Source organism: Sphingomonas sp., from assembly GCF_019635455.1.
Lineage (GTDB): Bacteria > Pseudomonadota > Alphaproteobacteria > Sphingomonadales > Sphingomonadaceae > Sphingomonas.
This window is the reverse complement of sequence record NZ_JAHBZJ010000002.1, coordinates 319,345-340,086: the sequence shown is the minus strand read 5'-3', so window position 1 is coordinate 340,086 and position 20,742 is coordinate 319,345. Positions and strand designations below refer to the sequence as shown.

Below are 20,742 nucleotides of genomic sequence, written 5' to 3'. Positions count from 1 at the left end.
GACGACGATGGCAAACTGGCAATTGGCCGCGATGGCGATCCTGGCCTTGCTGTGGCCCGGCACGGCGCGGTGCCAGCTCGTCCAACCCTCCCCTCAACTCAAGGCCGCGATCGCCAGTGGCAATCACCCGCAGATCGCGCAGATCGCGCTCCGGGAGATGCTGGCCTGTGAGCGCCAATATGCGAGCCGGCCGACCGTCTGCACCGACCTCCAACTCTACGCGGCCAATTCACTGGCAGCGTCGGGCGCGATCGATGCCGCAGAGCGGATCGCGCGCAAGACCGTTGCGATGCACAGCGTTCCCGGCGGCGATCCGCGACAATTGGGTACCGCCCTGATCGTCCTGGGAAACGTGCTGGAGGCGGGTCAGCGCTACCTTGAGGCGGAGGCCGTCCTTCGGCGAACGGCGGCGCTGTTCAACACCCCGGCAACCCCTCTCGAATCGGCGATCGCGCAGCATAATCTGGCGATCAATCTGATGCGGCAGGGGCGTTATCGCGAAGCTGATCCGTTGATCCGCGATGCGATCAATACGCTCGATCGCGCTCGTAATGCCCCCGCTACCACCCGGCTGCGATTCATGAGCACATTGGCGTCGAGCCTGGAGCGGCAGCAGCGGCTGAACGAAGCGGCGCGCGTGCTGGTCGCGCTCACGTCCGAAGAGCAGCGCGTGCTCGGCTCACGCCATTTTCAGCTCGGACTCGATCTCTACAAGCTCGCCCAGATCTATCTCAGCCAGAAGAAATTTGCCGCCGTGCTGCCGCTTGCGATGCGCGCGCATCTCATCCTCTCCGAATCGCGTGGTCCTGGCGACGGCGACACGTTGCTGGCAGTCAGCGCGATCGCGGCTGCGGCGGCCGAGCTGGGTCAGGTGGACGACGCGATCCGCTACTACCGGCTGGCGGTGGCCGGCCTGTCGCGACGCTACGGCACCTCCCATCATAGCGTCGGGTCCGCTCGTGCGGGTCTGGCAAAGGCCCTCGTCCTTGCCGGACGCACTCAGGAGGCTGAAGCCGTGTTGCAACAGGCAATGCCCGCTTTCGCGGCGCTGCGCCCGGACCATCCGATGCGCCTCGACGCCGAGCAGAGTCTCGCGATGACCCTCCGGCACAATGCCCGATTTCCAGAGGCCCGCACCGCCTTTCGGCGCGCCGCCGCAGGAATCGCGCTGCGCATCCGGAGCTATCGTGAATTCGATGCCGCAGCGCGGCAGGAGTTGCGCGAGCGCCGGTTCGTTTTCACGGGCCTGGTCGGGACCGACTGGACCCTGTCCAGGCCCCGCTGAGTTCGAACCGTCGTTGTAGCCGCGCGCGACAGCGCCTAGAGCCGCGCCATGATGCTTCGCCTCGGCACACGTGGTTCCCCGCTCGCGCTGGTTCAGGCGCATCTGGTGCGCGATGCGCTCGCCGTCGCGCATGGCTGGCCGCTGGCCGGTATCGAGATCGTCACGGTGCGCACCACCGGCGACCGGGTGCAGGATCGGCCGCTCGCGGACATCGGCGGCAAGGCGCTGTGGACCAAGGAGCTGGATCGCGCACTGCTCGACGGAGAAATCGATCTGGCGGTGCATTCGATGAAGGATGTCGAGACGATCCGCCCGGACAGCATCGCGGTGGCCGCGATGCTCCCGCGCGCCGATGTCCGCGACCGGCTGATCGGGGCCGCCTCGATCGAGGCACTGCCGGATGGCGCGCGGATCGGCACCAGCTCTCCGCGCCGCGCCGCACAGATGCGCCGGCTGCGCCCGGACCTGCGGATCGTGCCGCTGCGGGGCAATGTCGATACCCGCATCGCCAAGGTGGCGAACGGCGAAGCGGACGCGACGCTGCTCGCCGCGGCCGGGCTGGAGCGGCTGGGGCGTGCCGAGGTCGGCACGGCGATCCCGCTCGACCAGCTGTTGCCCGCGCCATCGCAGGGAGCGGTCGGGATCGAGGTGCGCGCCGACGATGCCGCCACGCGGATGCGGGTCGCCGCGATCGGCGATCCGGCGACCGAACGCTGCGTCTGGGCCGAGCGCGCGCTGCTCGCCGCGCTGTCCGCCGACTGCCATTCGCCGGTCGCGGCGCTCGCCCGGATCGAGGGCGACGCGCTGCGCCTGCGTGCCGAGATTTTGAGCGGGGATGGCGCCGAACAGGTCGGGATCGATCGCGCCGGGCTGACCGGGTCCGCCGAGGAAGCGGCGGAAATCGCCGGCGCGCTGCTGGCAGGCGCGTCGCCGCGCCTGCGCGCCCTGTTCGGCCATTGACCCGGCAAATCGCGATCCTGCGCCCCCAGCCGGGCAATGACGCGACCGCCGATCGGGTGCGGGCGGCGGGGCTGGAGCCGCTGGCACTGCCGCTATTCGCCCTCACCCCGATCGCCTGGCACGCGCCCGATCCGGCGGGGTTCGACGCGCTGTTGCTGACCAGTGCCAATGCCGTGCGCCATGGCGGCGCGCAGCTGGCACACCTGCGCGCCTTGCCGGTGCTTGCGGTGGGTGAGGCGACCGCAGCGGCGGCGCGCGCCATGGGCTTCACCGTCCGTCGCACCGGCGCGCGGGATATCGCCGCGCTGTTGGTGCAGGAGCCCCGCACGAGCCGGCTGCTGTGGCTGGCGGCGCGCGATCGCACCACGATCGATCATCCCGCGATCGCCGCGACCATCCCGGTCTATTCCAGCGACCCCGTCATACCGACGCGCGCGCAGCTGCGAAGGTTGGCCGGCACCGTGGCGCTGATCCACTCCGCGCGCGCCGGGCGGGCGCTTGCCCACGCACTGGACGAAGGCGGCATCGCGCGCGCCGCGCTACGCATCGCCGCGATCAGCGCGAGGGCAGCAGCAGCAGCCGGTCCCGGCTGGGGCGCGGTCGCGATCGCCGAACGGCCCGAGGACGGGGCGCTGATCGCCGCCGCGCGTGGACTGGCGATTGACCCCTGACGGGTTCGGGAGAATAAGCGGGCCATGACCCCCGACACGCCGATCCCTGCCGTGCCGCCGCGCACCAATGCCCTCGCGACCGTCGCGACCGCCGGTCTGATCGCGTTCGTCACCGGGCTGGCGGTGATGGCGGCGATCTTTCGCTTCGGCGGCTGGTGGCAGACGCCGGCGCAACCCGCCGCGCCGCTGGTCCAGCCGGTGAGCGCTCCGGTCGCGGCGCCGATGCCCGATACCGATGTGCCGACCCTGGCCGCGCGCGAACAGGCGCTGGCGGCCCGGCTCGACGCGCTCGACCAGCGGATCGGCCAGAGCGAGGGAGATGCGCGTGTCGCCGCCAGCTATGCCGGCCGCGCCGAGGCGATGATGCTGGTGTTCGGCGCCCGCCGCGCGATCGAGCGGGGCCAGCGGCTCGGCTATATCGACGGGGAATTGCGCCGGCGGTTCGGCGATATCGAGCCTGACGCCGTCGCCACGGTGACGCGCGCGGCCGGCGATCCGGTCACGCTGGAGGATTTGCGGGTCGCGTTCGACCAGATCGCGCCGCGGCTTTCCACCTCCAGCCCCGATGACAGCTGGTTCGACGCGATCCGTCGTGAGGTGTCGTCGCTGGTGATCGTGCGCAAGGAGGATGCGCCCAGCCCGCACCCGCGCGAGCGACTGGCGCGCGCGAAACGCCTGCTGGGCCAGGGCCATGTCGAAGCCGCGCTGGCGGAAGTCGCACGGCTGCCGGGGGCGCAGGGGGCGGAGAGCTGGATGGCCGCCGCCAGCCGCTATATCGAGACGCGCACCGCGCTCGACACGCTTGAGCGCGCGGCGATTCGCGGCGCAGTGCGGCCGGCCACCGGGGCGAGCGCGACATCGCCGCGCCCGGCGACGCAGCAACCGGCGGCGCAACCGCCCTCGGGCCAGCCGGCGACGGCACCGGCGCCGACAGCTAGATAATCAAGGGAGAGACGGGATGGCCGGAATGGGCCGGTTCGACTGGCAGGATCCGTTCGCGCTCGACGCGCAGCTCACCGATGAGGAACGGATGGTCCGCGACGCCGCGCGCGCCTATGCGCAGGAACGGCTGCTGCCGCGCGTCACCAGCGCGTTTCTGGACGAGCGGTTCGACCGCGAGATCATGACCGAAATGGGTGCGCTGGGGCTGCTTGGCCCGACCATTCCGGAAACCTATGGCGGCGCCGGCCTCGGCTATGTCGCCTATGGTCTGGTCGCGCGCGAGGTAGAGGCCGTCGATTCGGGCTATCGCTCGGCCATGTCGGTGCAGTCGAGCCTCGTGATGCACCCGATCAACGCCTATGGGACCGAGGCGCAGAAGCGGAAATATCTTCCCAAGCTCGCCACCGGCGAATGGGTGGGCTGTTTCGGCCTGACCGAACCCGATGCCGGCAGCGATCCCGGCGGAATGCGCACCCGCGCGACGGCGATCGACGGCGGCTACCGCCTGTCGGGGTCAAAGATGTGGATCACCAACTCTCCGATCGCCGACGTCATGGTGGTGTGGGCGAAAAGCGACGCGCATGGCGGCGGGATCAGGGGCTTCGTTCTCGAACGCGGGATGAAGGGGCTGTCGACCCCGAAAATCGAGGGCAAGCTGTCGCTCCGCGCGTCGATCACCGGCGAAATCGTGATGGACGGGGTCGAGGTGGGCGAGGACGCCCTGCTGCCCGAGGTTCAGGGGCTGAAGGGTCCGTTCGGTTGCCTCAACCGCGCCCGGTACGGGATCGCCTGGGGCAGCATGGGCGCGGCCGAAGCGTGCATGAACGCGGCACGCCAATATACGCTCGACCGCCAGCAGTTCGGCCGGCCGCTCGCCGCGACCCAGCTTGTCCAGCTCAAGCTGGCGAATATGGAGACCGAGATCGCGCTGGGGCTTCAGGCGGCGCTGCGCGCAGGGCGGATGTTCGACGACGGCACGCTGTCCCCCGAAACGATCAGCATCATCAAGCGCAACAATTGCGGCAAGGCGCTCGACATCGCCCGCGTCGCCCGCGACATGCATGGCGGCAACGGCATTTCGGCGGAATTCCACGTCATGCGTCACGCGATCAACCTCGAAACCGTGAACACCTATGAGGGGACGCACGACGTCCATGGCCTGATCCTGGGGCGCGCGATCACGGGGATCGCGGCGTTCGCATGACCGGCACGACGGCGGCGCCCGACCGCCAGCCGGTTCTGACCGGCGACCTGGTGTCGCTCCGGCCCACGCGGGCGGCGGATTGGGACGCGCTGTTCGCGGTCGCGTCCGATCCGCTGCTCTGGGAAGTCCATCCCGCGCACGATCGCTGGCGCGAACCGGTGTTCCGCACCTTTTTCGATGCGGGGCTGGCGTCCGGCGGCATGCTCACCATCCATGACCGTGCGAGCGGCGCCGTCATCGGGTCGTCACGCTACGACAATTGGCGGCCCGAGGCGGACGAGATCGAGATCGGGTGGACCTTCATCGCCCGCGCGTCCTGGGGCGGCGCGGTCAACCGGGAGGTCAAGGCGCTGATGCTCGGCCATATCCATCGCCAGGTGGAAACCGTGATCTTTCAGGTGGGAGAGGACAATGTCCGCTCGCGCCGGGCGATGGAAAAGATCGGCGGGCGCCTGCGTCCGGGGAGGGAGACGCGGATGATGGCCGGGCTGCTCCGCGACCATGTCGCCTATGAGATCCGCCGTGGCGAGGGGCCGGCCGCATGAGCGTCGCCTTTCGCCGTGAAGAGGATGACGCGCATCGCGAACCGGAGTTCGAACTGCCGATTCCGGTCGGCCCGAACCTGGTCACCGAACGCGGCCTCGCGCTGATCGCGGCAAAGGTCGCCGAGCTGAAGGCGGCGGCCGAGCGCGAGGATGACGCGGACGCGCGCAAGAAGCTGGCGCGCGACCTGCGTTACTGGACGACGCAGCACGCCACCGCCCGCATCGCCCCGGCGCCGGATCCGGGTGAGGCGGGCGTCGGATCGCGCGTGACCGTGCGTCGCGATGGCAGGGTCCAGCGGTTTCGCATCGTCGGCCATGACGAGGCGGACCCCGCCGCCGACCTGCTGGCCTTCACCGCCCCGCTCGCCCGCGCAGTGATGGGCGCGATGGCGGGTGAGCGCGTCGATTTCGGCGGCAGGGTCGAGGCGGTCGAGGTGGTGGAGGTCGAAGGACCGGGCGCATGAACCGCGCGTGGCAGGCAACCCTGATTCGACCGTTGCGCATCCCCGCGCGCTTCCCCAGTCTCTCGCATCCAGGATCGGAAGGAGGCCAGGATGATCCGGCGTCTGATTACCGGCTGCGTGATCGCATCCGCTTTCGCCATGCCGGGCGGCGCGGCGGCATCGGCATCACGCGTTCCGGCATCGACCGGAGCAGAGGCGGCGCGCTTCGCCGGCGTTGCGCCCACGCCCATCCGCGTGGTGATGGAAATCGATGGCGAGGCGCGCGCGACGATCGTCGGTTCCCACCCCATCTGCGTCCGCCCCTTTCGCAGGATGCCAGCGATCGGCCGGTCATGACGGACAGGGCCGACAGGATATGCACATGAAGCCCCTGGCCGGAATCCGGGTCGTCGAACTCGCCCGCATCCTCGCCGGGCCGTGGTGCGGCCAGTTGCTCGCCGATCTGGGCGCCGATGTCGTGAAGGTCGAGCGACCTGGCGCCGGCGACGATACCCGACATTGGGGACCCCCGTTTCTTCACGATGCGGCCGGCAATGATCGCGACGCGGCCTATTACCACGCCTGCAACCGGGGCAAGTCGAGCGTGGCGATCGACATCGCCAGTGCGGCGGGACAGGCACAGGTGCGCGCGCTGATCGCCGATGCCGATGTGGTGATCGAGAATTACAAGGTCGGCGGCCTCGTCAAATATGGTCTCGATCCCGCCAGCCTGCGTGCCGCCGATCCGCGGCTGATCGTGTGCTCGATCACCGGCTTCGGACAGACCGGCCCCTATGCCCATCGCGCGGGTTATGATTTCATCATCCAGGGGATGGGCGGAATCATGAGCCTGACCGGCGAACCGGACGGACCTCCGCAAAAATCCGGCATCGCCTATGCCGATATCTTCACCGGCGTCTATTCGGCGGTGGCGATCCTGGCGGCACTGCGCCGGCGCGACGCGAGCGGGGTGGGCGCGCATATCGACATGGCGCTGCTCGACACCCAGGTCGCTGTGCTCGCCAATCAGGCGATGAACTGGATGGCCGACCCCGCGACGGTGCCGCACCGGATGGGCAATGGTCACGCCAACCTGGCCCCCTATCAGGCGTTCGCGTGCCGCGACGGCGATCTGATCGTCGCGGTCGGCAATGATTCGCAGTTTCGCAAATTGTGCGAGGTGCTCGACCTTCCACTCGCCGACGATCCGCGATTCGCCACCAATCCGGCACGCGTCGAACATCGCGCCGCGCTGATCGCTGCGGTGCAGACCGCGATCGCGCCCTGGACGAAACAGGCACTGTACGAGGCGTGCGAGGCGCGCGGTATCCCCGCCGGCCCGATCAATTCGGTCGCGGAGGTGTTCGCCGATCCCCAGGTCATTGCGCGCGGCATGCAGATCCAGCCCGACGGCCTGCCCGGCGTGGCCGGCCCGATCGTGATCGACGGCGAACGGATGGTTTCGGGACGGGCCAGCCCGCCCCGTCCGGTGGAGGATGATTCTGGGGCGGCTTGAAATCGCCGTTGCCGGTTGCGGCACCGCCGGCCTGGCGGCCGCCCTGCTGCTGCATCGCGACGGGCATCGCGTCACCCTGTTCGACCGGTTCGATGCGCCGCGCCCGATCGGGTCGGGCCTGCTCATTCAACCAAGCGGTCAGGCGGCGTTGCGCGCGATTGGGCTGGAGGCCGAGTTGCACGCGCGCGGCGCACGCATCACCCGGCTGGTAGGCGAGGCGGAGGGCCGCACGGTGCTGGATGTCCGCTACGCCGCGCTGCGCGGAGCGCGGCTCGGCATCGGCATCCACCGCGCCACCCTGTTCGACATTCTCCACGATGCGGTGCGCGCGGCTGGCATCACGATCGCGACCGGACATGACGTCACCGGGCTGGAGGACGGCCGGCTGCGCTTCGCCCGGGGGATGTCGGCGGGCGGGTTTGATCTGATCGTCGATGCGCTCGGCAGCCACTCGCCGCTCGCGCCCGCCTGTGGCCGCTGGCTCGATTATGGGGCATTGTGGGCCGATCTCGACTGGGCCGGCGATCTCGACCCCCATGCGCTGCAACAGCGATACCGGCGGGCGAGCATCATGGCCGGCGTGCTGCCGATCGGGTCGCCCCGTCATGCCGATCGCCCGCACGCGGCGCTGTTCTGGTCGCTGCGCGCCGACCGGCTGGCCGCGTGGCGCGCGGCCGGGCTGAACGCGTGGAAGGATCAGGTGCGCGCGCTCTGGCCGGCGACGGCGCCGCTGCTCGATCAGATCGCCGATCCCGGGCAGCTGACCTTTGCGCGCTACGCGCATCGCACGCTCGCCCGTCCCGCCGAACCCGGCCTCATCCATATCGGCGACGCCTGGCATTCGACCAGTCCCCAGCTGGGGCAGGGCGCCAACATGGCGCTGCTCGACGCGCACGCGCTCGCGATCGGGCTGCGGCGCGGACGCACGCTGGGCGACGGGCTTGCCGAAACGGTACGGCTGCGGCGCGACCAGATCGCGCTGTATCAGGCGCTCAGCCGCTGGCTGACCCCGGTCTATCAGTCCGATGGGGCGATCCTGCCCTGGCTGCGCGATCGGGTGATGGGGCCGGTATCGAAACGCTGGCCGTTCACCGCGATACAGGCGGCACTGGTCAGCGGGACGGTCGGCAACCCGCTCGCCCGGCTGAACCTTTAGCGCACCCGCGCGATCACCGCCTGCGCCGCCGCGGGCGCGCGCACCTTGCCGCCATGAATGAAGAAGACGAATGTCTCGCGCGGGCGCACCGGCGGCGCATCGTCCTCCACATAGGGAAGGCCCGCAGGTACGCCGCCCGAGGCCCACAGCTTCGCCGCGTCGGCCCAGCGATCGATCTCGCCCTCGGGATAGCAGAGCGGGTTGTCGTCCGCGCCACGCTCGAGCCGGGTATAGACGAAATCGGCGGTCACGTCGGCGATCGCGGGATAGTCGGGCGAATCGGCAAAGACGATCGCCGCCCCCACCGCGCGGCACATCTCCACGAATTCGGGTACTGCGAAACTCTCGTGCCGGACCTGGATCGCGTGGCGCAGCTTCACGCCGCCATGTTCGGCGGGAAGGAGCTTCAGGAACGCGCCGAAATCGTCGGCGTCGAACTTCTTCGTCGCCATGAACTGCCACAGGATCGGGCCGAGCTTCTCGCCCAGTTCGACAATGCCCTGTCCGACGAATTTGGCGACCGATTCGCCGGCATCCGCCAGCAGCTTGCGGTTGGTGCAGAACCGCGACGCCTTGACCGCGAACACGAACCCCTCCGGCGCGGTCGCGGCCCAGCCGGCGAAGGTTTCCGGCTTGAAACCCGAATAATAGGTGCCGTTCACCTCGATCGCGGTCAGCTGCCGGCTGGCATGCTCCAGCTCGCGCTTGTGCGGCAGGCCGGGCGGATAAAAGGTCCCGCGCCACGGCTCGAACGTCCAGCCGCCGATGCCGACTCGAATGGGTGCTTGCGTCATGCCCGCGACCCTAGCCGGCGCGGCGCGCGCTCACATCACGAAAGACGCGTCCAGGTCTGCGATTTGCAGATCAGGCCGGCCAGAACGCATCCACGACCGGTCATCGAATCGCCGTCGATCCGCATATGCCCCGAAAAGCTTCGATTGAGGTCCGGTACGAACACCCGCCCCCGATACTCGCCCGGGGCGACCCGCCGGAATTCGCGGAACAGGTTCGCGCCGATCAGGCGGGCGGTGCCGCCCCGGCGCGCGTCGGCCTTCGCCTTCTCGCTCGCCCAGATCACCTTGCCGCACATCGCATCGTCGCCGCAGGGGGCGATGCGGATATGAACCGTGTTGTCCGGATTGCGCCATTCGGACGCGACCGGCAGCGCGCCGCCCCCGCCCGCCCCGGCACCGGCGGTCGCGGCCATGGGGAGCGTGAGGATCACGGCGCCGATCAGCGCCCTCAACCGGTAATGCCGACGCGCCGCGCGCCGCGCCGTTGCGAAAGCCTGCATGGACAAATCCTTTCCGATGCGCGTCCCAACCGCCCGAATCGATCGTCGGCGGTACCACCATCAGGGCCGGGACGCTCCTTCAGTGTCCGAAGATGGCCAGCCGACAAGGCGACAAAAGGGCAAAGGCGCGGCGATCGCGCGAAACGGGGTGACGACTGCCGCGCATGCGGGCGAGCGGAATACCGAATGGCGCAGGCCGTAGCGTCGCAACGCCTTTTGCCGATACATGCTGTCTGCCCAGAGCGGTATTTCGCTGTCTGCCAACACCGAGATTGCAGCCAATGGTGAGTGGGTCAAACTTTAGGCTGGCATTGACCGGCAGCAGGTAAGCCTTCGTCTCAGAATACTAAACTGAAATTCCCATTACGACGTCGTTCCATCCCTTCCGATGCTCGTGCGCGATCGCTTTGTCACTTTGGAGCAGATCGACATATGCCGGGAACACAGCACTCGGGTCATCGAGCAGCCTCAGATAGTACCGGAATGGATGGCACTCACGCCGTTGGCGATTACCTGACAGTCATAACGGACTTAATGTTGTCGATGACCCGCTTGGCACCCTCGTCCGGTTCGCAGTTCTGGCGTCGTCAAATGTAATAGCGGGCGATCGCCTTATCCATTACCTTGAGCTGCACATCGACGGCACCGCCTCTGTGATGCTCAGATTGTGTTTGACCTCAACGGCCTCGAAAATTTCCAAGGTGTCGTCGTCAGAGACTTCGATATCTCCGATCGATCCGGTTTGAGAATCCGGCAGCGGAGTGTTCATTCAACGGCTTCACCGACCTCCCGGAATACCGCCGCAGCTCAGGCACCATCACTGTGTAGATGGCGTGAAGTGCCAGGAACCGGTAGACGTGAAGCGCCTGGGTTCCCCTTATAGGACCTGGAGCGAAGACGGAACAGCTCAAAGATAGTGCCTATATCCTGCGTCTTTTGGGATCGAAAGGGTGATGTGAACCTCCTCGCCGCACCACCTGCTTCCAGACGAGATAAGTCAGAGCATAATCGCAGACCGCTCTTTTTCCTCAATCTCATCAAATACCGCTAGAAACTCAGTTTTTACGTGAGCGATGTTCTCATCATAGGTCAGAAGATAGCGGTTTAGACGCCCAAGGTTCGCGTCTGCCACCCGATTTAGTCTCTTCAAACGATTTCTGCTAAGCCATGGATAGACAATATCCTCACTCGATCCCGCGAAAATTGACCCCGGCTGGTCGATCAGTACTTCCTTTTCTGACTTGGGTTCGATGATAGCGCATTGAACCAACATCGGGCCGTGCAGACTTTATCGCCAGGCATGTGACGATATTCGTGAACACAGCCGAGGCTGCTTGAGCGCGTGCATGAAGTCCATCAAGCGAGGTCTGCAAACTGATCCGATAGACCGCACTAGGTTGAACCAGCAGCAGAACAACGTTCCGCCAACACAAGGGCGTCGTCCAGTTTAGTCAGCGCGTCCGCTGCGATATCCCCGCTCACGCCATTGCATTCCGCAGCACGACGCCGGTCTCGCGTTCGCGCACACGGAAATTCATCTGGCGACGCGATGATTGAAAGGATATGCCACCATGTAAGCATCTGGCGAAATTGCAATATTGGTTTCATGAGAACGAATATCGAACCGATACTTTCTAAGGTAAGCGGCAATCTCGTTGAAGTTTTCGGTTTTCAATGACCGCCTAAAAATGACCAAATGCTCCTTTGAAAATATCTCGAGCAGTTTTCAAATCGCGCCGCGTGCTCAGCGAAGCGAGCAACAGGATGCAAGTGGCCTATACTCGTCAACAGAAAACAGCGGGGTGAGGTTCGGTGAAATGCCCATAAAGCTCAAAGCGAATGAAAATCGCTGGTGCGACGTACCCATTCATCCACCGCGTTCCACATTGCCTGAGCAGTCCCGGGGTCCCCACCAAAGCCGAAACTGTGACTTTGAGAACCGGCGCGGTAATCGCCGATGATTGGCGAACCGACAGCACCATTTTTGCAAACGGCTCGCCGGAGTTGTCCGTTTCCACTTTCAACGTGACACCGCGCGCACCGACTGATGCTCGCACTGACGGGGCTGGGCAGACGGACCTGCGCCCATTTCCGTGGCCTTGTAAGGAACCGGCGTGAAGAACGGCGCAAAGCGGCGACTGACGGTGCTTGCTTAGTTATCGCATCGTGTTCGCCCTGGTTTTCTGAGCCTTTGCGCCCTTCCGGCCGTCAAATGTGAGGACCCGATCAGCATCGAGAAGGCGAACACTGGATGCCGCACCAAACACTTGCTTGGCGATTGCCCGCGCTATTTGAAGGCGATATATGGGCTGACAGAGTTACCAATCTGCCGGATTACATCCGCTCGTTCGCCGCTGAATTTGTAATCATCCGGGAAGCCTTGAAGGCGCATGTATTCCTTGAGAGAGAAATACCGATTTTCCAGTGAAGTAACAGTATACTCCTGTGGGCTTGCGATAATGGTTTTAACAGGTGCCCCGGGATTAGCCTTGTATAGAAAACTGAAAACCTCGAGCGATAAGCAAAATCGGGCGTAAACCGCGCTTGGCTGTAAAATGCAGGTAGTTTTCGCCGGGAGGGACCAGAGGCAACAAGTGCGAGTATTTGCCTCCCTCGAGAGCCAATGCCTCTAAATCCTCTGTCTCTTGGATACCGTGAAAAGCTTTCCCTGCCGTAAGATGCGGAGCACCGGAAGTCGAGTCCGGGCCGGGTTGGCTCCGAAACAGAAATGGCTCGCCAAGTTGATGGCCTACTAGGAACATACGTTCGCGCTGCTGTGGAGCGCCGTAATCAAGCGCATCGAGCAGCCGATAGCTTATTGCATATCCCAGACGTCCAAACGCTTTAAGAATAGCCTTCCAGTCCTCTCCTCTGTTTGTCCCGAGAATCCCGCGCACATTTTCAAAGACAAAGGCCTTGGACGGACATGTTCGATGATCTTGCAATATGCCTCGCAAACAGTCGTCCACGCGATCCAAACGGCCTGCTGCACCACCCGCGTGGCGCCCCGAAGGAAAAATCGGCAAGGCGGCCCGCCGATGATCAGGTCAATGTTCGGCAATGCCAGGCCGGAGTTCGACAATATCCGCTCGCTCAATCCTAATGTTCGTTGAAGTATCGCCCTACGTTCAGTCTCAATGTTTCGCACGAATCTGCGTCGATATCAGTCGCATAAACTGTCTCGAAACCGGCTCGCTCAAAGCCCAAATCAAGGCCACCGCACCCGGTGAAGAAACTGAGGATACGAAGCCCTTGCCCCGCTGTTCGGATAATGCCGACTGTAATTCGCGCGCAGCCCTTCTCGACTTTGTTGCGCCAGCCAACTCATTGGGTCCCCGCGCCAGCTGGAAAGCGGGAGTGTCAGTTGATTATAGATCCTCCTGAGCACGCCCAATAAAGCATATGGCGTGTCTACCAAAGCCGCTATGACCGCCCTGTGCCAGCTGCCAAGCGCTGAAGTGCAGCGTATTTCGTTAGGTTCAAGATTGATCGTGATTCTGATTTTACGCTCATGACAGCAGGCCTTCCGCATCATTTTGCAGCATTGTGATGCACGTAGCAACCGATTCCCCCAATCGCTTATGGGAATCCGATGGCAATCGAAGGCGGCAGCATGTTCTTGATCTGCTATTAGAGACGGGACCAAAGCGTAAGATCGGCAAGAAATGGCGATTTCATTTGCGATCCGCTTTCGCCAGCACCGCAGCGTAGCCGCGCAACTCTCTGCCGCGACATCGGCGTTCGTGCGCTCGACAAGGTACGTTCATCCACGTCGGCAGGGAAAGCGAGACTGGAGCCTCGTGGCGGCATGGTGGGGACACGGATTGAAGGCGCGAATTCGCCTCGCCCGGAAGGCGATTATCTCAATGATTTTTATCTAGAAAAAAACTTCTCGAGCGGGCGAAGGGATTCGAACCCTCGACCCCAACCTTGGCAAGGTTGTGCTCTACCCCTGAGCTACGCCCGCTCTCTGGCGCCATATGCCCGCTCGGACAGGCCGAGGGGGCGGGGCAAGGTGGCGGCCTCTAGCAGCGGTCTTGCTGGTCCGCAAGCCCCCCTGATGCACCGCGTCCCGCCATGTCGCACGCGAAGCGCAGGCGCGGCCGGAAAAGGGGGTTGGCCCGCGCCGGCCCAGCGCCCACATAGGACGCGGATTTTCGCGATACAGGGATTTGCCGTGGCCACGCTTGGACTTTCCGCCGCCGACAAGGATGCCGTCGAGGCATTCCGCAAGGATATCGTCGAACCGTCGATGACGAAGCTCGTCATTCTGGATTTCTGGGCGGAATGGTGCGGCCCGTGCAAGGCGCTGGCGCCGGTGCTCGAGAAGGTCGCGGCGGACTATGCCGACAAGGGCGTGCTGCTGGCCAAGATCGATGTCGATGCGAACCAGTTCATCGCCGGCCAGTTCCAGGTCCGGTCGATCCCCACCGTCTATGCGATGTTCCAGGGCCAGCTGGTCGCCGACCTGACGAACGCGCGCACCGAATCGCAGCTTCGCGCCAATCTCGACCAGATCTTGCGCCAGATTCCGGTGCAGAGCGACGCCGCGGATCAGGCTGCCGAGCTGGAGCCGTTGCTGGCGATGGCGGAGGACGTTCTGGCGGGCGGCGATGCCGAACGCGCGCTCTCGATCTTCGAGCAGATCGGCGACATGGCACCCGACAATGCGCAGGCCGCGGCCGGTCGCGCGCGGGCACTGATCGCGCTTGGCCGGCTGGACGAAGCGGGCGCGGTGCTCGACGCGCTGCCCGGCGATGCCGCGGCGTCGCCCGAGGTCGAACGCGCGCGCGCCGCGCTGGGGATTGCGCAGGAGGCACCATCGGGGGCCGATGCCGGAGAGCTGGACGCGTTACGCGCCCGCGCGGCGGGCGGTGACATGGACGCGCGCTACGAACTGGCCGGCGCGCTGATGGGAAGCGATCGGGAGGGCGCCGCGCAGACGCTGCTGGCGATGATCGCCGAGGATCGCGAATGGAACGAGGGCGCGGCCCGCCAGCGGCTGCTCAAGCTGTTCGAGGCGGTCGGCCTTGAGGACCCGTGGGTTTCGGCGCAGCGGCGCAAGCTGTCCGCCATCCTGTTCGGATGAGCGGCACGCGGCTTTCGATCTTTCCGTTGCCGGGGGCGCTGCTGTTCCCGCGCATGCAATTGCCGCTGCACATTTTCGAGCCGCGTTATCGCGCGATGGTGAGCGATGCGCTGGCCCGCGACCGGCGGATCGGGATGGTTCAACCGCGCGGGACCGGCGATCGACCGCCATTGTTCACGATCGGCGGTGTCGGCCGGATCGCAGAGGTCGAGACGCTGGAGGACGGCCGGTTCAACCTGGTGCTCGAAGGACTGGCGCGCTTTCGCATCCTGCGCGAACTCGACGTCACGACGGCGTTCCGCCAGGTCGAGGCAGAGCTGATCGCCGAGTCCGGGGACGAGCTGCTGTCGATGGGCGAACGCGCCGCGCTTGAAATCGAATCGCGCCGCTTCGCCGATGCGCAGGGCTATGCCGTGGACTGGAATGCGGTGTCGCGGCTCGACGATACCAGCCTGGTCAACGGCATCGCCCAGATCGCCCCGTTCGACCCGGCGGCAAAGCAGGCACTGCTGGAGGCGGACACGATCGGCGATCGCGCCGAGCTGATCATTCAGCTGATGCAGTTTTTCGGTCGGCACGAGGGCGACGAGGGTACGTTGCAATAGCCCACTCGGCGGTTATGCCATCTCTCCGGCCAGCAACCGCGGCACATTGCCGCCCTCGCCCCGCGCCTCGGCCATGAACCAGTTTTTCAGCGTCGGCACCTTGTCCACCGCCGACAGGCCGAAGCGCCGCGCCGCGTTCGGCAGGCGGCCGGGCATGCCGAACAAATGGGTCAGCGCGTCGGTGGCGACGCTCACCATGAACGTGTCGAGACTGCGCCAGCGTTCGTAGCGGGCGAGCAGCTGTGGATCACCCGGATCCATGCCCAGCCTCTTGCCCTCGACCAGCACCTCGACCAGCGCGGCGACGTCGCGAAAGCCGACATTGACCCCCTGTCCGGCGATCGGGTGGATACCGTGCGCGGCGTCGCCGACCAGCGCCAGCCGCTCCGCCGTGATGCGCGCGGCATGGTGAAAGCCGAGCGGATGGCTGAAGCGCGGCCCCAACGGGCCGAGCCGGCCCAGAAATCCGCCCATCTTCTTTTCCGCCTCTGCAAGGAAGCCGCGCTCCGACAGCTTCATCATCCCCGCCTCCTCCGCGCGCTTCACCGACCACACGATGGCGGAGCGATGCCCCGCCGCGTCATCCACCAGCGGCAGGATGGCGAACGGCCCCTGGGGGTAGAAAATCTCGAACGCGGTGTTCTCATGGGGGTATTCGTGATGGAGCGAGGTCACGATCGCCGAATGGTCATAGGTCCAGCGCGCACTGCGCAGGTGCGCGGCATCACGGGTCGGCGAATTGCGCCCCTCCGCCCCGATCAACAGGCGCGCGCGCACGGTCTCGCCGCTGCTCAGCGTTGCGGTGACGCCATGACCGTCACGCGCGACCGACAGTGCGCGGGTCTTCATCCGGATGTCGGCGCGCGGCGCCTCGCCCGCCGCCGCCATCAGCGCGGTGCGCAGGTGGCGGTTTTCGAACATGGTGCCGAGCGCGCCCTCGCCCTCCTGCGGTTCGAAATCGAGCTTGCCGGGGGCCAGGCCGTCGCTCACGCGGATGCTTTCGATCGGACAGCCCTGTCCCTCGAGCCGGCCGGTAACGCCGATCGCGTCCAGCATGCGCATCGGCGCCGCCGCGATCGCGGAGGCGCGGCCGTCATGGGCGGCGGCCAGGATGGTTTCCGGATCGGCGGGATCGATCACGATGCTGGAGATGCCATGCCGGTCGAGCGCGACCGCGAGCGCGCTGCCGACCAGTCCGCCGCCGAGGATCAGAAGCTCCGCCTGAATCATGTTCCGCCCTTTTTCGACCTTGGCGGGCCGGCGCCGCCGTCAAATGAGCCGCCTAGCCGACCGCTCGTCTTGACGCCAGAGTCCCCAGGGTGGAAGAGTCGGAACGAAGCGGGAATATGAAGCGGATTTCAGGGGCGTAACATGGCGAGCCGGGTGCAGCCGACCGAGTGGCGGAACACGATGAAGGCGGGCGCGCGGCGCAGCGGCGCGCTGGTCGGCGCGATCGCGCTGTACGTGCTGACGGCGGCAGCGGTACTGGCGGTCGGCACCTATGACGGGGGCGATCCGTCGTGGAACACCGCCGCCGGCGGACCCGCGAAGAACCTGCTGGGCGCGCCGGGGGCGTGGCTCGCGGATCTGTTGCTCGCCCTGGGCGGACTGCCGGTGGTGATGCTCGCCCCGGTCGGGCTGATCGTCGCGACCCGATTGTGGAAGGGGGAGGGGGCGGGCGCGTGGGGCCGGATGCTGGCCGGCGCGTGCGCGGGCGTCGCGCTGATGGGCGCGGCGCTTGCCGTCGTGTCCAGCCGCGCGGTGATGGAGCTTCCCGGCGGCTGGGGCGGGATCGCGGGCCTGTCGATCGCGCGGGCGCTGCATGCGCTGCTCGATCTGGCGGGGGAGCCGACGGTGACCTTGTGGGGCGGGCGCGTGTTCGGCCTTGTCTGCGGCCTGACCGGCGTCGTCCTGTGGGCGCGCAGCGTCCAGTTCGACATGCGCCAGCATATCCGCCTGCCCAAATTCGAGCGCGCCGCCCGTCCCGCCGAGGATGACGCGCCGGTCGATGACGCCGTCGATGCCTTTACGCCCGCCGCGCCGAAGCCGCGCAAGGTCGCGCTGCCGGATGCGCGGCCGGGACCGGTCATCGCCGATCGCACCCCCGCGCCCGCGCCGCCCAAGGCGAAACCGGTACAGACCAGCCTGGAGTTCAAGGGGACCTATCAGCTGCCCCCGCTCACGCTGCTCAACGCGCCGGCGGCGGGCGGCGGCGGCGCAGTCGACAAGGCCGCGCTGGAGCGCAACGCCCGCCTGCTCGAAAGCGTGCTCGACGATTTCAACGTCAAGGGACAGATCGTCGAGGTTCGCCCCGGCCCGGTCGTCACCATGTACGAACTGGAACCGGCGAGCGGCATCAAGGCGAGCCGCGTCATCCAGCTGGCGGACGACATCGCGCGCAACATGTCCGCCGTCTCCGCGCGCGTCGCCACCATTCCGGGGCGCAGCGTCATCGGCATCGAACTGCCCAACGCCAAGCGCGAGATGGTCAGCCTGCACGAACTGATCGGCAGCGAGACGTTCGAGGATATGGGCGCCCAGCTGCCCATCGTGCTGGGCAAGAATATCGCGGGCGATCCGGTGATCGCCGATCTGGCGCCGATGCCGCATCTGCTCGTCGCCGGCACCACCGGGTCGGGCAAGTCGGTCGGCCTGAACTGCATGATCCTCTCGCTGCTCTACCGGCTGACCCCGGATCAGTGCCGGATGATCATGATCGATCCCAAGATGCTGGAACTCAGCATGTACAAGGACATCCCCCATCTGCTGGCGGACGTGGTGACCGACCCGCCCAAGGCGGTGCGCGCGCTCAAATGGGCGGTCGAGCAGATGGAGGAACGCTATCGCATGATGGCGTCGGTCAACGTCCGGTCGCTGGGCAGTTTCAACGACAAGGTGCGGCAGGCGCTCGCCAAGGGGCAAAAGCTGGGGCGCAAGGTGCAGGTGGGCTACGATCCCGACACGCGCCAGCCCATGTATGAGGAGGAGACGCTCGACCTCACCCCGCTGCCCCAGATCGTCATCATCGTCGATGAGCTCGCCGACCTGATGATGACCGCGGGCAAGGAGGTGGAGTTCCTGATCCAGCGGCTGGCGCAAAAGGCGCGCGCGGCAGGCATCCACCTCATCATGGCGACGCAGCGCCCGTCGGTCGATGTCATCACCGGCGTCATCAAGGCGAACCTGCCGACCCGCATCAGCTTTCACGTCACCAGCAAGATCGATTCGCGCACCATCCTGGGCGAACAGGGCGCCGAACAGCTGCTGGGCAAGGGCGACATGCTCTACATGCCCGGCGGCAAGCAGATCGCCCGCGTCCACGGTCCGTTCGTCAGCGACGAGGAGGTTCAGGCGGTCGCCGATCATTGGCGTGCGCAGGGCGCTCCCGACTATATCCAGGCGGTGACCGAAGAGCCGGAGGGCGGCGAATTCGCGCTGGACGGCGCGCCGACCGGCGAGGACAGCCCGGAGGAGCAGCTGTACCGCCGCGCGGTCCAGCTGGTCGCGGAAAGCCAGAAAGCATCGACGTCGTGGCTGCAACGCCAGCTGCGGGTCGGCTATAACAACGCCGCACGCCTGATCGAACGGATGGAGAAGGACGGCCTCGTCTCGCGCCCGGACCATGTCGGACGGCGCGAGGTGCTGATGGATCCGGACGGCCGGCCTCTGTGAGCGGGCGGGCGCGGTGATCGCCCGGTCCCGGAATCGCCCCGTCCGTGTGACCGGATAGTCGGGATAATCGCGGTGATCGCGCGATCGCTCGCCGGGGCGCTGTTCGTCGTGACCTGTGCCGGATGCAGCCCCGCCGCGCGGCACGTCGCCGGCCCCTTCTACCTGATCGAGCGGCCCGAATCGCGCGAACTCGCCCTCTATCGCTGCCCCGACGGGCCGCCCGGCTGCGCGATAGACGAACTTCCGGTGCTCAACGTCCTCGCCGCCGGCGGGAACGACCACTTCGTCGCGGTGCAGAGCGATCGCGGCTACTATTATTTGCGGCGGATCGCGCAGGAACGATCGGGATGGGGCAACAATCCCGAAAAGATCGTAGGTCCGCTGTCAGAGGCCGACTTCACCGCCTCCCGACGCAGGCTCGGCCTGCCCGATCTCGACATCCGCCCCTGATCGGCGACGATCAACCGTCGAGGCCGATCATGTGGATCATCCAGTCGTGGAACAGCTTTACCGGCCGTTGCTCCAGCGCGCGGGGGCGGCAGACGAACCAGTAGCTGTAGGGACTGGTGACCGTCGGTTCGCCGAACAGCGTCGCGATACGCGGATCATCGGGATCGATGCGGTGCGAATCGAGCATGAACGCCACCCCGACGCCCTGCGCCGCCGCCTCCAGCATCAGCGACCCCGAATCGAACAGGTCGATCGACACCGGCTCGACATCCAGACCCTGCGCCGTGCGCCAGATCTCGAAACTGTCGGCCATGTCGCGATGCGCCAGGACGCTGACCCCGGCGAGCTGGGCAGGGTCGCGAATCGCGTCCACGCCGCTGGCCAGCCGGCGCGCGGCCACCGGGCGGATGCGGTTGCGATCGAGCCGGCGGCCGTACAGCGTCGGCTCGATGTCGCGCGCCAGCACGATCGCCGCATCCAGCCCGTCGCCGAGCCGCGACATGCCGTGGCCGCCCGTATCGATGTCGAGATGCAGTTGCGGATGCCGGGCGCGCAGATCGTTAAGGTGGGGCAGCAGCCGCTGCGTCGCGAACAGCGACGGGGTGCCAAGGCGCAGGCGCAGCAGTTCGCTGCCGCTGGTCATCCCCTCGATCGCGTCGCTGATCGAATCGAGCGCCGGGGCGATCAGGCCAAGCAGCCGCTCGCCATCGGCGTTCAGCCTGATCGCCTGGTGCCGGCGTTCAAACAGCTGCCGCCCGATGAACCGTTCGAGCGCCTGCACCCGGCGGCTGAGCGCGGGGGAGGACAGCGCCAGTTCCTCTGCGGCGGCCTTGACCGATCCGAGCCGGGCGACCTGGACAAAGGCTTCGATGGCCGTGAGGGGGGGCAGGCGGCGCATGGCATGACTTTT

21 protein-coding genes and 1 tRNA gene are annotated in these 20,742 nt (G+C 66.5%); 14 read left to right on the top strand and 8 right to left on the bottom strand.

From position 1 onward, the window contains the following. Positions 1–7 precede the first annotated feature (7 nt). The 10 genes from KF783_RS04290 to KF783_RS04245 all read left to right on the top strand — a co-directional run bounded on the left by KF783_RS04290 (position 8) and on the right by KF783_RS04245 (position 8,722). Positions 8–1,285 (top strand): tetratricopeptide repeat protein, encoded by a 1,278-nt coding sequence (locus KF783_RS04290; RefSeq protein ID WP_294076862.1) that lies wholly within the window; start codon positions 8–10, stop codon positions 1,283–1,285. Positions 1,286–1,333: 48 nt separating this feature from the next. Beyond that, positions 1,334–2,245, top strand: a complete 912-nt coding sequence (gene hemC, locus KF783_RS04285) for a hydroxymethylbilane synthase (protein ID WP_294076861.1) — start codon at positions 1,334–1,336, stop codon at positions 2,243–2,245. After that, entirely contained in the window at positions 2,242–2,916 is a 675-nt protein-coding gene (locus KF783_RS04280; protein ID WP_294076860.1) for a uroporphyrinogen-III synthase, read from the top strand. Before hemC ends, KF783_RS04280 begins: the two co-directional genes overlap by 4 nt. Positions 2,917–2,940: 24 nt before the next feature. Next, positions 2,941–3,858 carry a hypothetical protein gene (locus KF783_RS04275; RefSeq protein WP_294076859.1) on the top strand — a complete coding sequence of 306 codons (918 nt, stop codon included), beginning with the start codon at positions 2,941–2,943 and terminating at the stop codon, positions 3,856–3,858. A gap of 16 nt (positions 3,859–3,874) precedes the next feature. Beyond that, positions 3,875–5,062, top strand: a complete 1,188-nt coding sequence (locus tag KF783_RS04270; RefSeq protein WP_294076858.1) for an acyl-CoA dehydrogenase — start codon at positions 3,875–3,877, stop codon at positions 5,060–5,062. After that, a complete protein-coding gene (locus KF783_RS04265; protein WP_294076857.1) occupies positions 5,059–5,607 on the top strand; it encodes a GNAT family N-acetyltransferase in 549 nt (182 codons plus the stop codon). Before KF783_RS04270 ends, KF783_RS04265 begins: the two co-directional genes overlap by 4 nt. Next, positions 5,604–6,071, top strand: a complete 468-nt coding sequence (locus KF783_RS04260) for a GreA/GreB family elongation factor (protein ID WP_294076856.1) — start codon at positions 5,604–5,606, stop codon at positions 6,069–6,071. Before KF783_RS04265 ends, KF783_RS04260 begins: the two co-directional genes overlap by 4 nt. A 90-nt stretch (positions 6,072–6,161) precedes the next feature. Beyond that, positions 6,162–6,407, top strand: a complete 246-nt coding sequence (locus tag KF783_RS04255; RefSeq protein WP_294076855.1) for a hypothetical protein — start codon at positions 6,162–6,164, stop codon at positions 6,405–6,407. Positions 6,408–6,432: 25 nt separating this feature from the next. Beyond that, complete coding sequence (locus KF783_RS04250) at positions 6,433–7,566, top strand: CaiB/BaiF CoA-transferase family protein (protein WP_294076854.1); 1,134 nt, start codon at positions 6,433–6,435, stop codon at positions 7,564–7,566. Next, entirely contained in the window at positions 7,547–8,722 is a 1,176-nt protein-coding gene (locus tag KF783_RS04245; protein ID WP_366511694.1) for an NAD(P)/FAD-dependent oxidoreductase, read from the top strand. Before KF783_RS04250 ends, KF783_RS04245 begins: the two co-directional genes overlap by 20 nt. Here KF783_RS04245 and KF783_RS04240 read toward each other — a convergent pair. From KF783_RS04240 to KF783_RS04225, 6 genes are all read right to left on the bottom strand, one after another. Continuing rightward, entirely contained in the window at positions 8,719–9,516 is a 798-nt protein-coding gene (locus tag KF783_RS04240) for a DUF72 domain-containing protein (RefSeq protein ID WP_294076853.1), read from the bottom strand. The two genes, KF783_RS04245 and KF783_RS04240, sit on opposite strands and share 4 nt — an antisense overlap. A 35-nt stretch (positions 9,517–9,551) precedes the next feature. Then, a complete protein-coding gene (locus tag KF783_RS04235) occupies positions 9,552–10,016 on the bottom strand; it encodes a DUF2147 domain-containing protein (RefSeq protein WP_294076852.1) in 465 nt (154 codons plus the stop codon). Between the two features lie 2,287 nt (positions 10,017–12,303). Further along, positions 12,304–12,474 carry a DNA cytosine methyltransferase gene (locus tag KF783_RS15785; protein ID WP_366511697.1) on the bottom strand — a complete coding sequence of 57 codons (171 nt, stop codon included), beginning with the start codon at positions 12,472–12,474 and terminating at the stop codon, positions 12,304–12,306. 25 nt (positions 12,475–12,499) lie between these two features. Next, positions 12,500–13,042, bottom strand: a complete 543-nt coding sequence (locus tag KF783_RS04230) for a DNA cytosine methyltransferase (protein WP_294076851.1) — start codon at positions 13,040–13,042, stop codon at positions 12,500–12,502. 73 nt (positions 13,043–13,115) lie between these two features. Beyond that, the gene (locus KF783_RS15780; RefSeq protein ID WP_366511696.1) at positions 13,116–13,259 is read right to left on the bottom strand and encodes a DNA cytosine methyltransferase; all 144 of its coding nucleotides are present in this window, start codon (positions 13,257–13,259) and stop codon (positions 13,116–13,118) included. Positions 13,260–13,911: 652 nt separating this feature from the next. Then, positions 13,912–13,983, bottom strand: a tRNA-Gly gene (locus tag KF783_RS04225). Between the two features lie 210 nt (positions 13,984–14,193). Between KF783_RS04225 and KF783_RS04220 the strand changes: the two genes are divergently transcribed. Together KF783_RS04220 and KF783_RS04215 are read left to right on the top strand one after the other, a co-directional pair. Beyond that, the gene (locus KF783_RS04220) at positions 14,194–15,105 is read left to right on the top strand and encodes a tetratricopeptide repeat protein (RefSeq protein ID WP_294076850.1); all 912 of its coding nucleotides are present in this window, start codon (positions 14,194–14,196) and stop codon (positions 15,103–15,105) included. Then, entirely contained in the window at positions 15,102–15,710 is a 609-nt protein-coding gene (locus KF783_RS04215) for an LON peptidase substrate-binding domain-containing protein (RefSeq protein WP_294076849.1), read from the top strand. The genes KF783_RS04220 and KF783_RS04215 overlap by 4 nt, the downstream gene beginning before the upstream one ends. Positions 15,711–15,722: 12 nt before the next feature. Here the strand turns inward: KF783_RS04215 and KF783_RS04210 are convergent, their stop codons facing one another. Then, positions 15,723–16,940, bottom strand: coding sequence for an FAD-dependent monooxygenase (locus KF783_RS04210; RefSeq protein WP_294076848.1), 1,218 nt, complete (start codon positions 16,938–16,940; stop codon positions 15,723–15,725). Positions 16,941–17,081: 141 nt separating this feature from the next. Between KF783_RS04210 and KF783_RS04205 the strand changes: the two genes are divergently transcribed. Together KF783_RS04205 and KF783_RS04200 are read left to right on the top strand one after the other, a co-directional pair. Next, complete coding sequence (locus KF783_RS04205; RefSeq protein WP_294076847.1) at positions 17,082–19,382, top strand: DNA translocase FtsK 4TM domain-containing protein; 2,301 nt, start codon at positions 17,082–17,084, stop codon at positions 19,380–19,382. Positions 19,383–19,454: 72 nt separating this feature from the next. Beyond that, positions 19,455–19,832: a hypothetical protein gene (locus KF783_RS04200; RefSeq protein WP_294076846.1), complete on the top strand. Its 378-nt coding sequence runs from the start codon at positions 19,455–19,457 to the stop codon at positions 19,830–19,832. A gap of 10 nt (positions 19,833–19,842) precedes the next feature. Here the strand turns inward: KF783_RS04200 and KF783_RS04195 are convergent, their stop codons facing one another. Further along, on the bottom strand, positions 19,843–20,730 hold the full coding sequence (locus KF783_RS04195) for a LysR substrate-binding domain-containing protein (RefSeq protein WP_294076845.1): 888 nt from the start codon (positions 20,728–20,730) through the stop codon (positions 19,843–19,845). Positions 20,731–20,742: the final 12 nt, after the last annotated feature.

What these genes read in the sequence shown, in the direction of transcription:
- KF783_RS04275 (WP_294076859.1), top strand. Translation starts at nt 2,941, where the DNA reads ATGACCCCCGACACGCCGATCCCTGCCGTGCCGCCGCGCACCAATGCC.
- KF783_RS04260 (WP_294076856.1), top strand. Translation starts at nt 5,604, where the DNA reads ATGAGCGTCGCCTTTCGCCGTGAAGAGGATGACGCGCATCGCGAACCG.
- KF783_RS04250 (WP_294076854.1), top strand. Translation starts at nt 6,433, where the DNA reads ATGAAGCCCCTGGCCGGAATCCGGGTCGTCGAACTCGCCCGCATCCTC.
- KF783_RS04240 (WP_294076853.1), bottom strand. Translation starts at nt 9,516, where the DNA reads ATGACGCAAGCACCCATTCGAGTCGGCATCGGCGGCTGGACGTTCGAG.
- hemC (WP_294076861.1), top strand. Translation starts at nt 1,334, where the DNA reads ATGATGCTTCGCCTCGGCACACGTGGTTCCCCGCTCGCGCTGGTTCAG.
- KF783_RS04290 (WP_294076862.1), top strand. Translation starts at nt 8, where the DNA reads ATGGCAAACTGGCAATTGGCCGCGATGGCGATCCTGGCCTTGCTGTGG.
- KF783_RS04265 (WP_294076857.1), top strand. Translation starts at nt 5,059, where the DNA reads ATGACCGGCACGACGGCGGCGCCCGACCGCCAGCCGGTTCTGACCGGC.
- KF783_RS04205 (WP_294076847.1), top strand. Translation starts at nt 17,082, where the DNA reads ATGGCGAGCCGGGTGCAGCCGACCGAGTGGCGGAACACGATGAAGGCG.
- KF783_RS04245 (WP_366511694.1), top strand. Translation starts at nt 7,547, where the DNA reads ATGATTCTGGGGCGGCTTGAAATCGCCGTTGCCGGTTGCGGCACCGCC.
- KF783_RS04270 (WP_294076858.1), top strand. Translation starts at nt 3,875, where the DNA reads ATGGCCGGAATGGGCCGGTTCGACTGGCAGGATCCGTTCGCGCTCGAC.
- KF783_RS04195 (WP_294076845.1), bottom strand. Translation starts at nt 20,730, where the DNA reads ATGCGCCGCCTGCCCCCCCTCACGGCCATCGAAGCCTTTGTCCAGGTC.
- KF783_RS04215 (WP_294076849.1), top strand. Translation starts at nt 15,102, where the DNA reads ATGAGCGGCACGCGGCTTTCGATCTTTCCGTTGCCGGGGGCGCTGCTG.
- KF783_RS04235 (WP_294076852.1), bottom strand. Translation starts at nt 10,016, where the DNA reads ATGCAGGCTTTCGCAACGGCGCGGCGCGCGGCGCGTCGGCATTACCGG.
- KF783_RS04210 (WP_294076848.1), bottom strand. Translation starts at nt 16,940, where the DNA reads ATGATTCAGGCGGAGCTTCTGATCCTCGGCGGCGGACTGGTCGGCAGC.
- KF783_RS04255 (WP_294076855.1), top strand. Translation starts at nt 6,162, where the DNA reads ATGATCCGGCGTCTGATTACCGGCTGCGTGATCGCATCCGCTTTCGCC.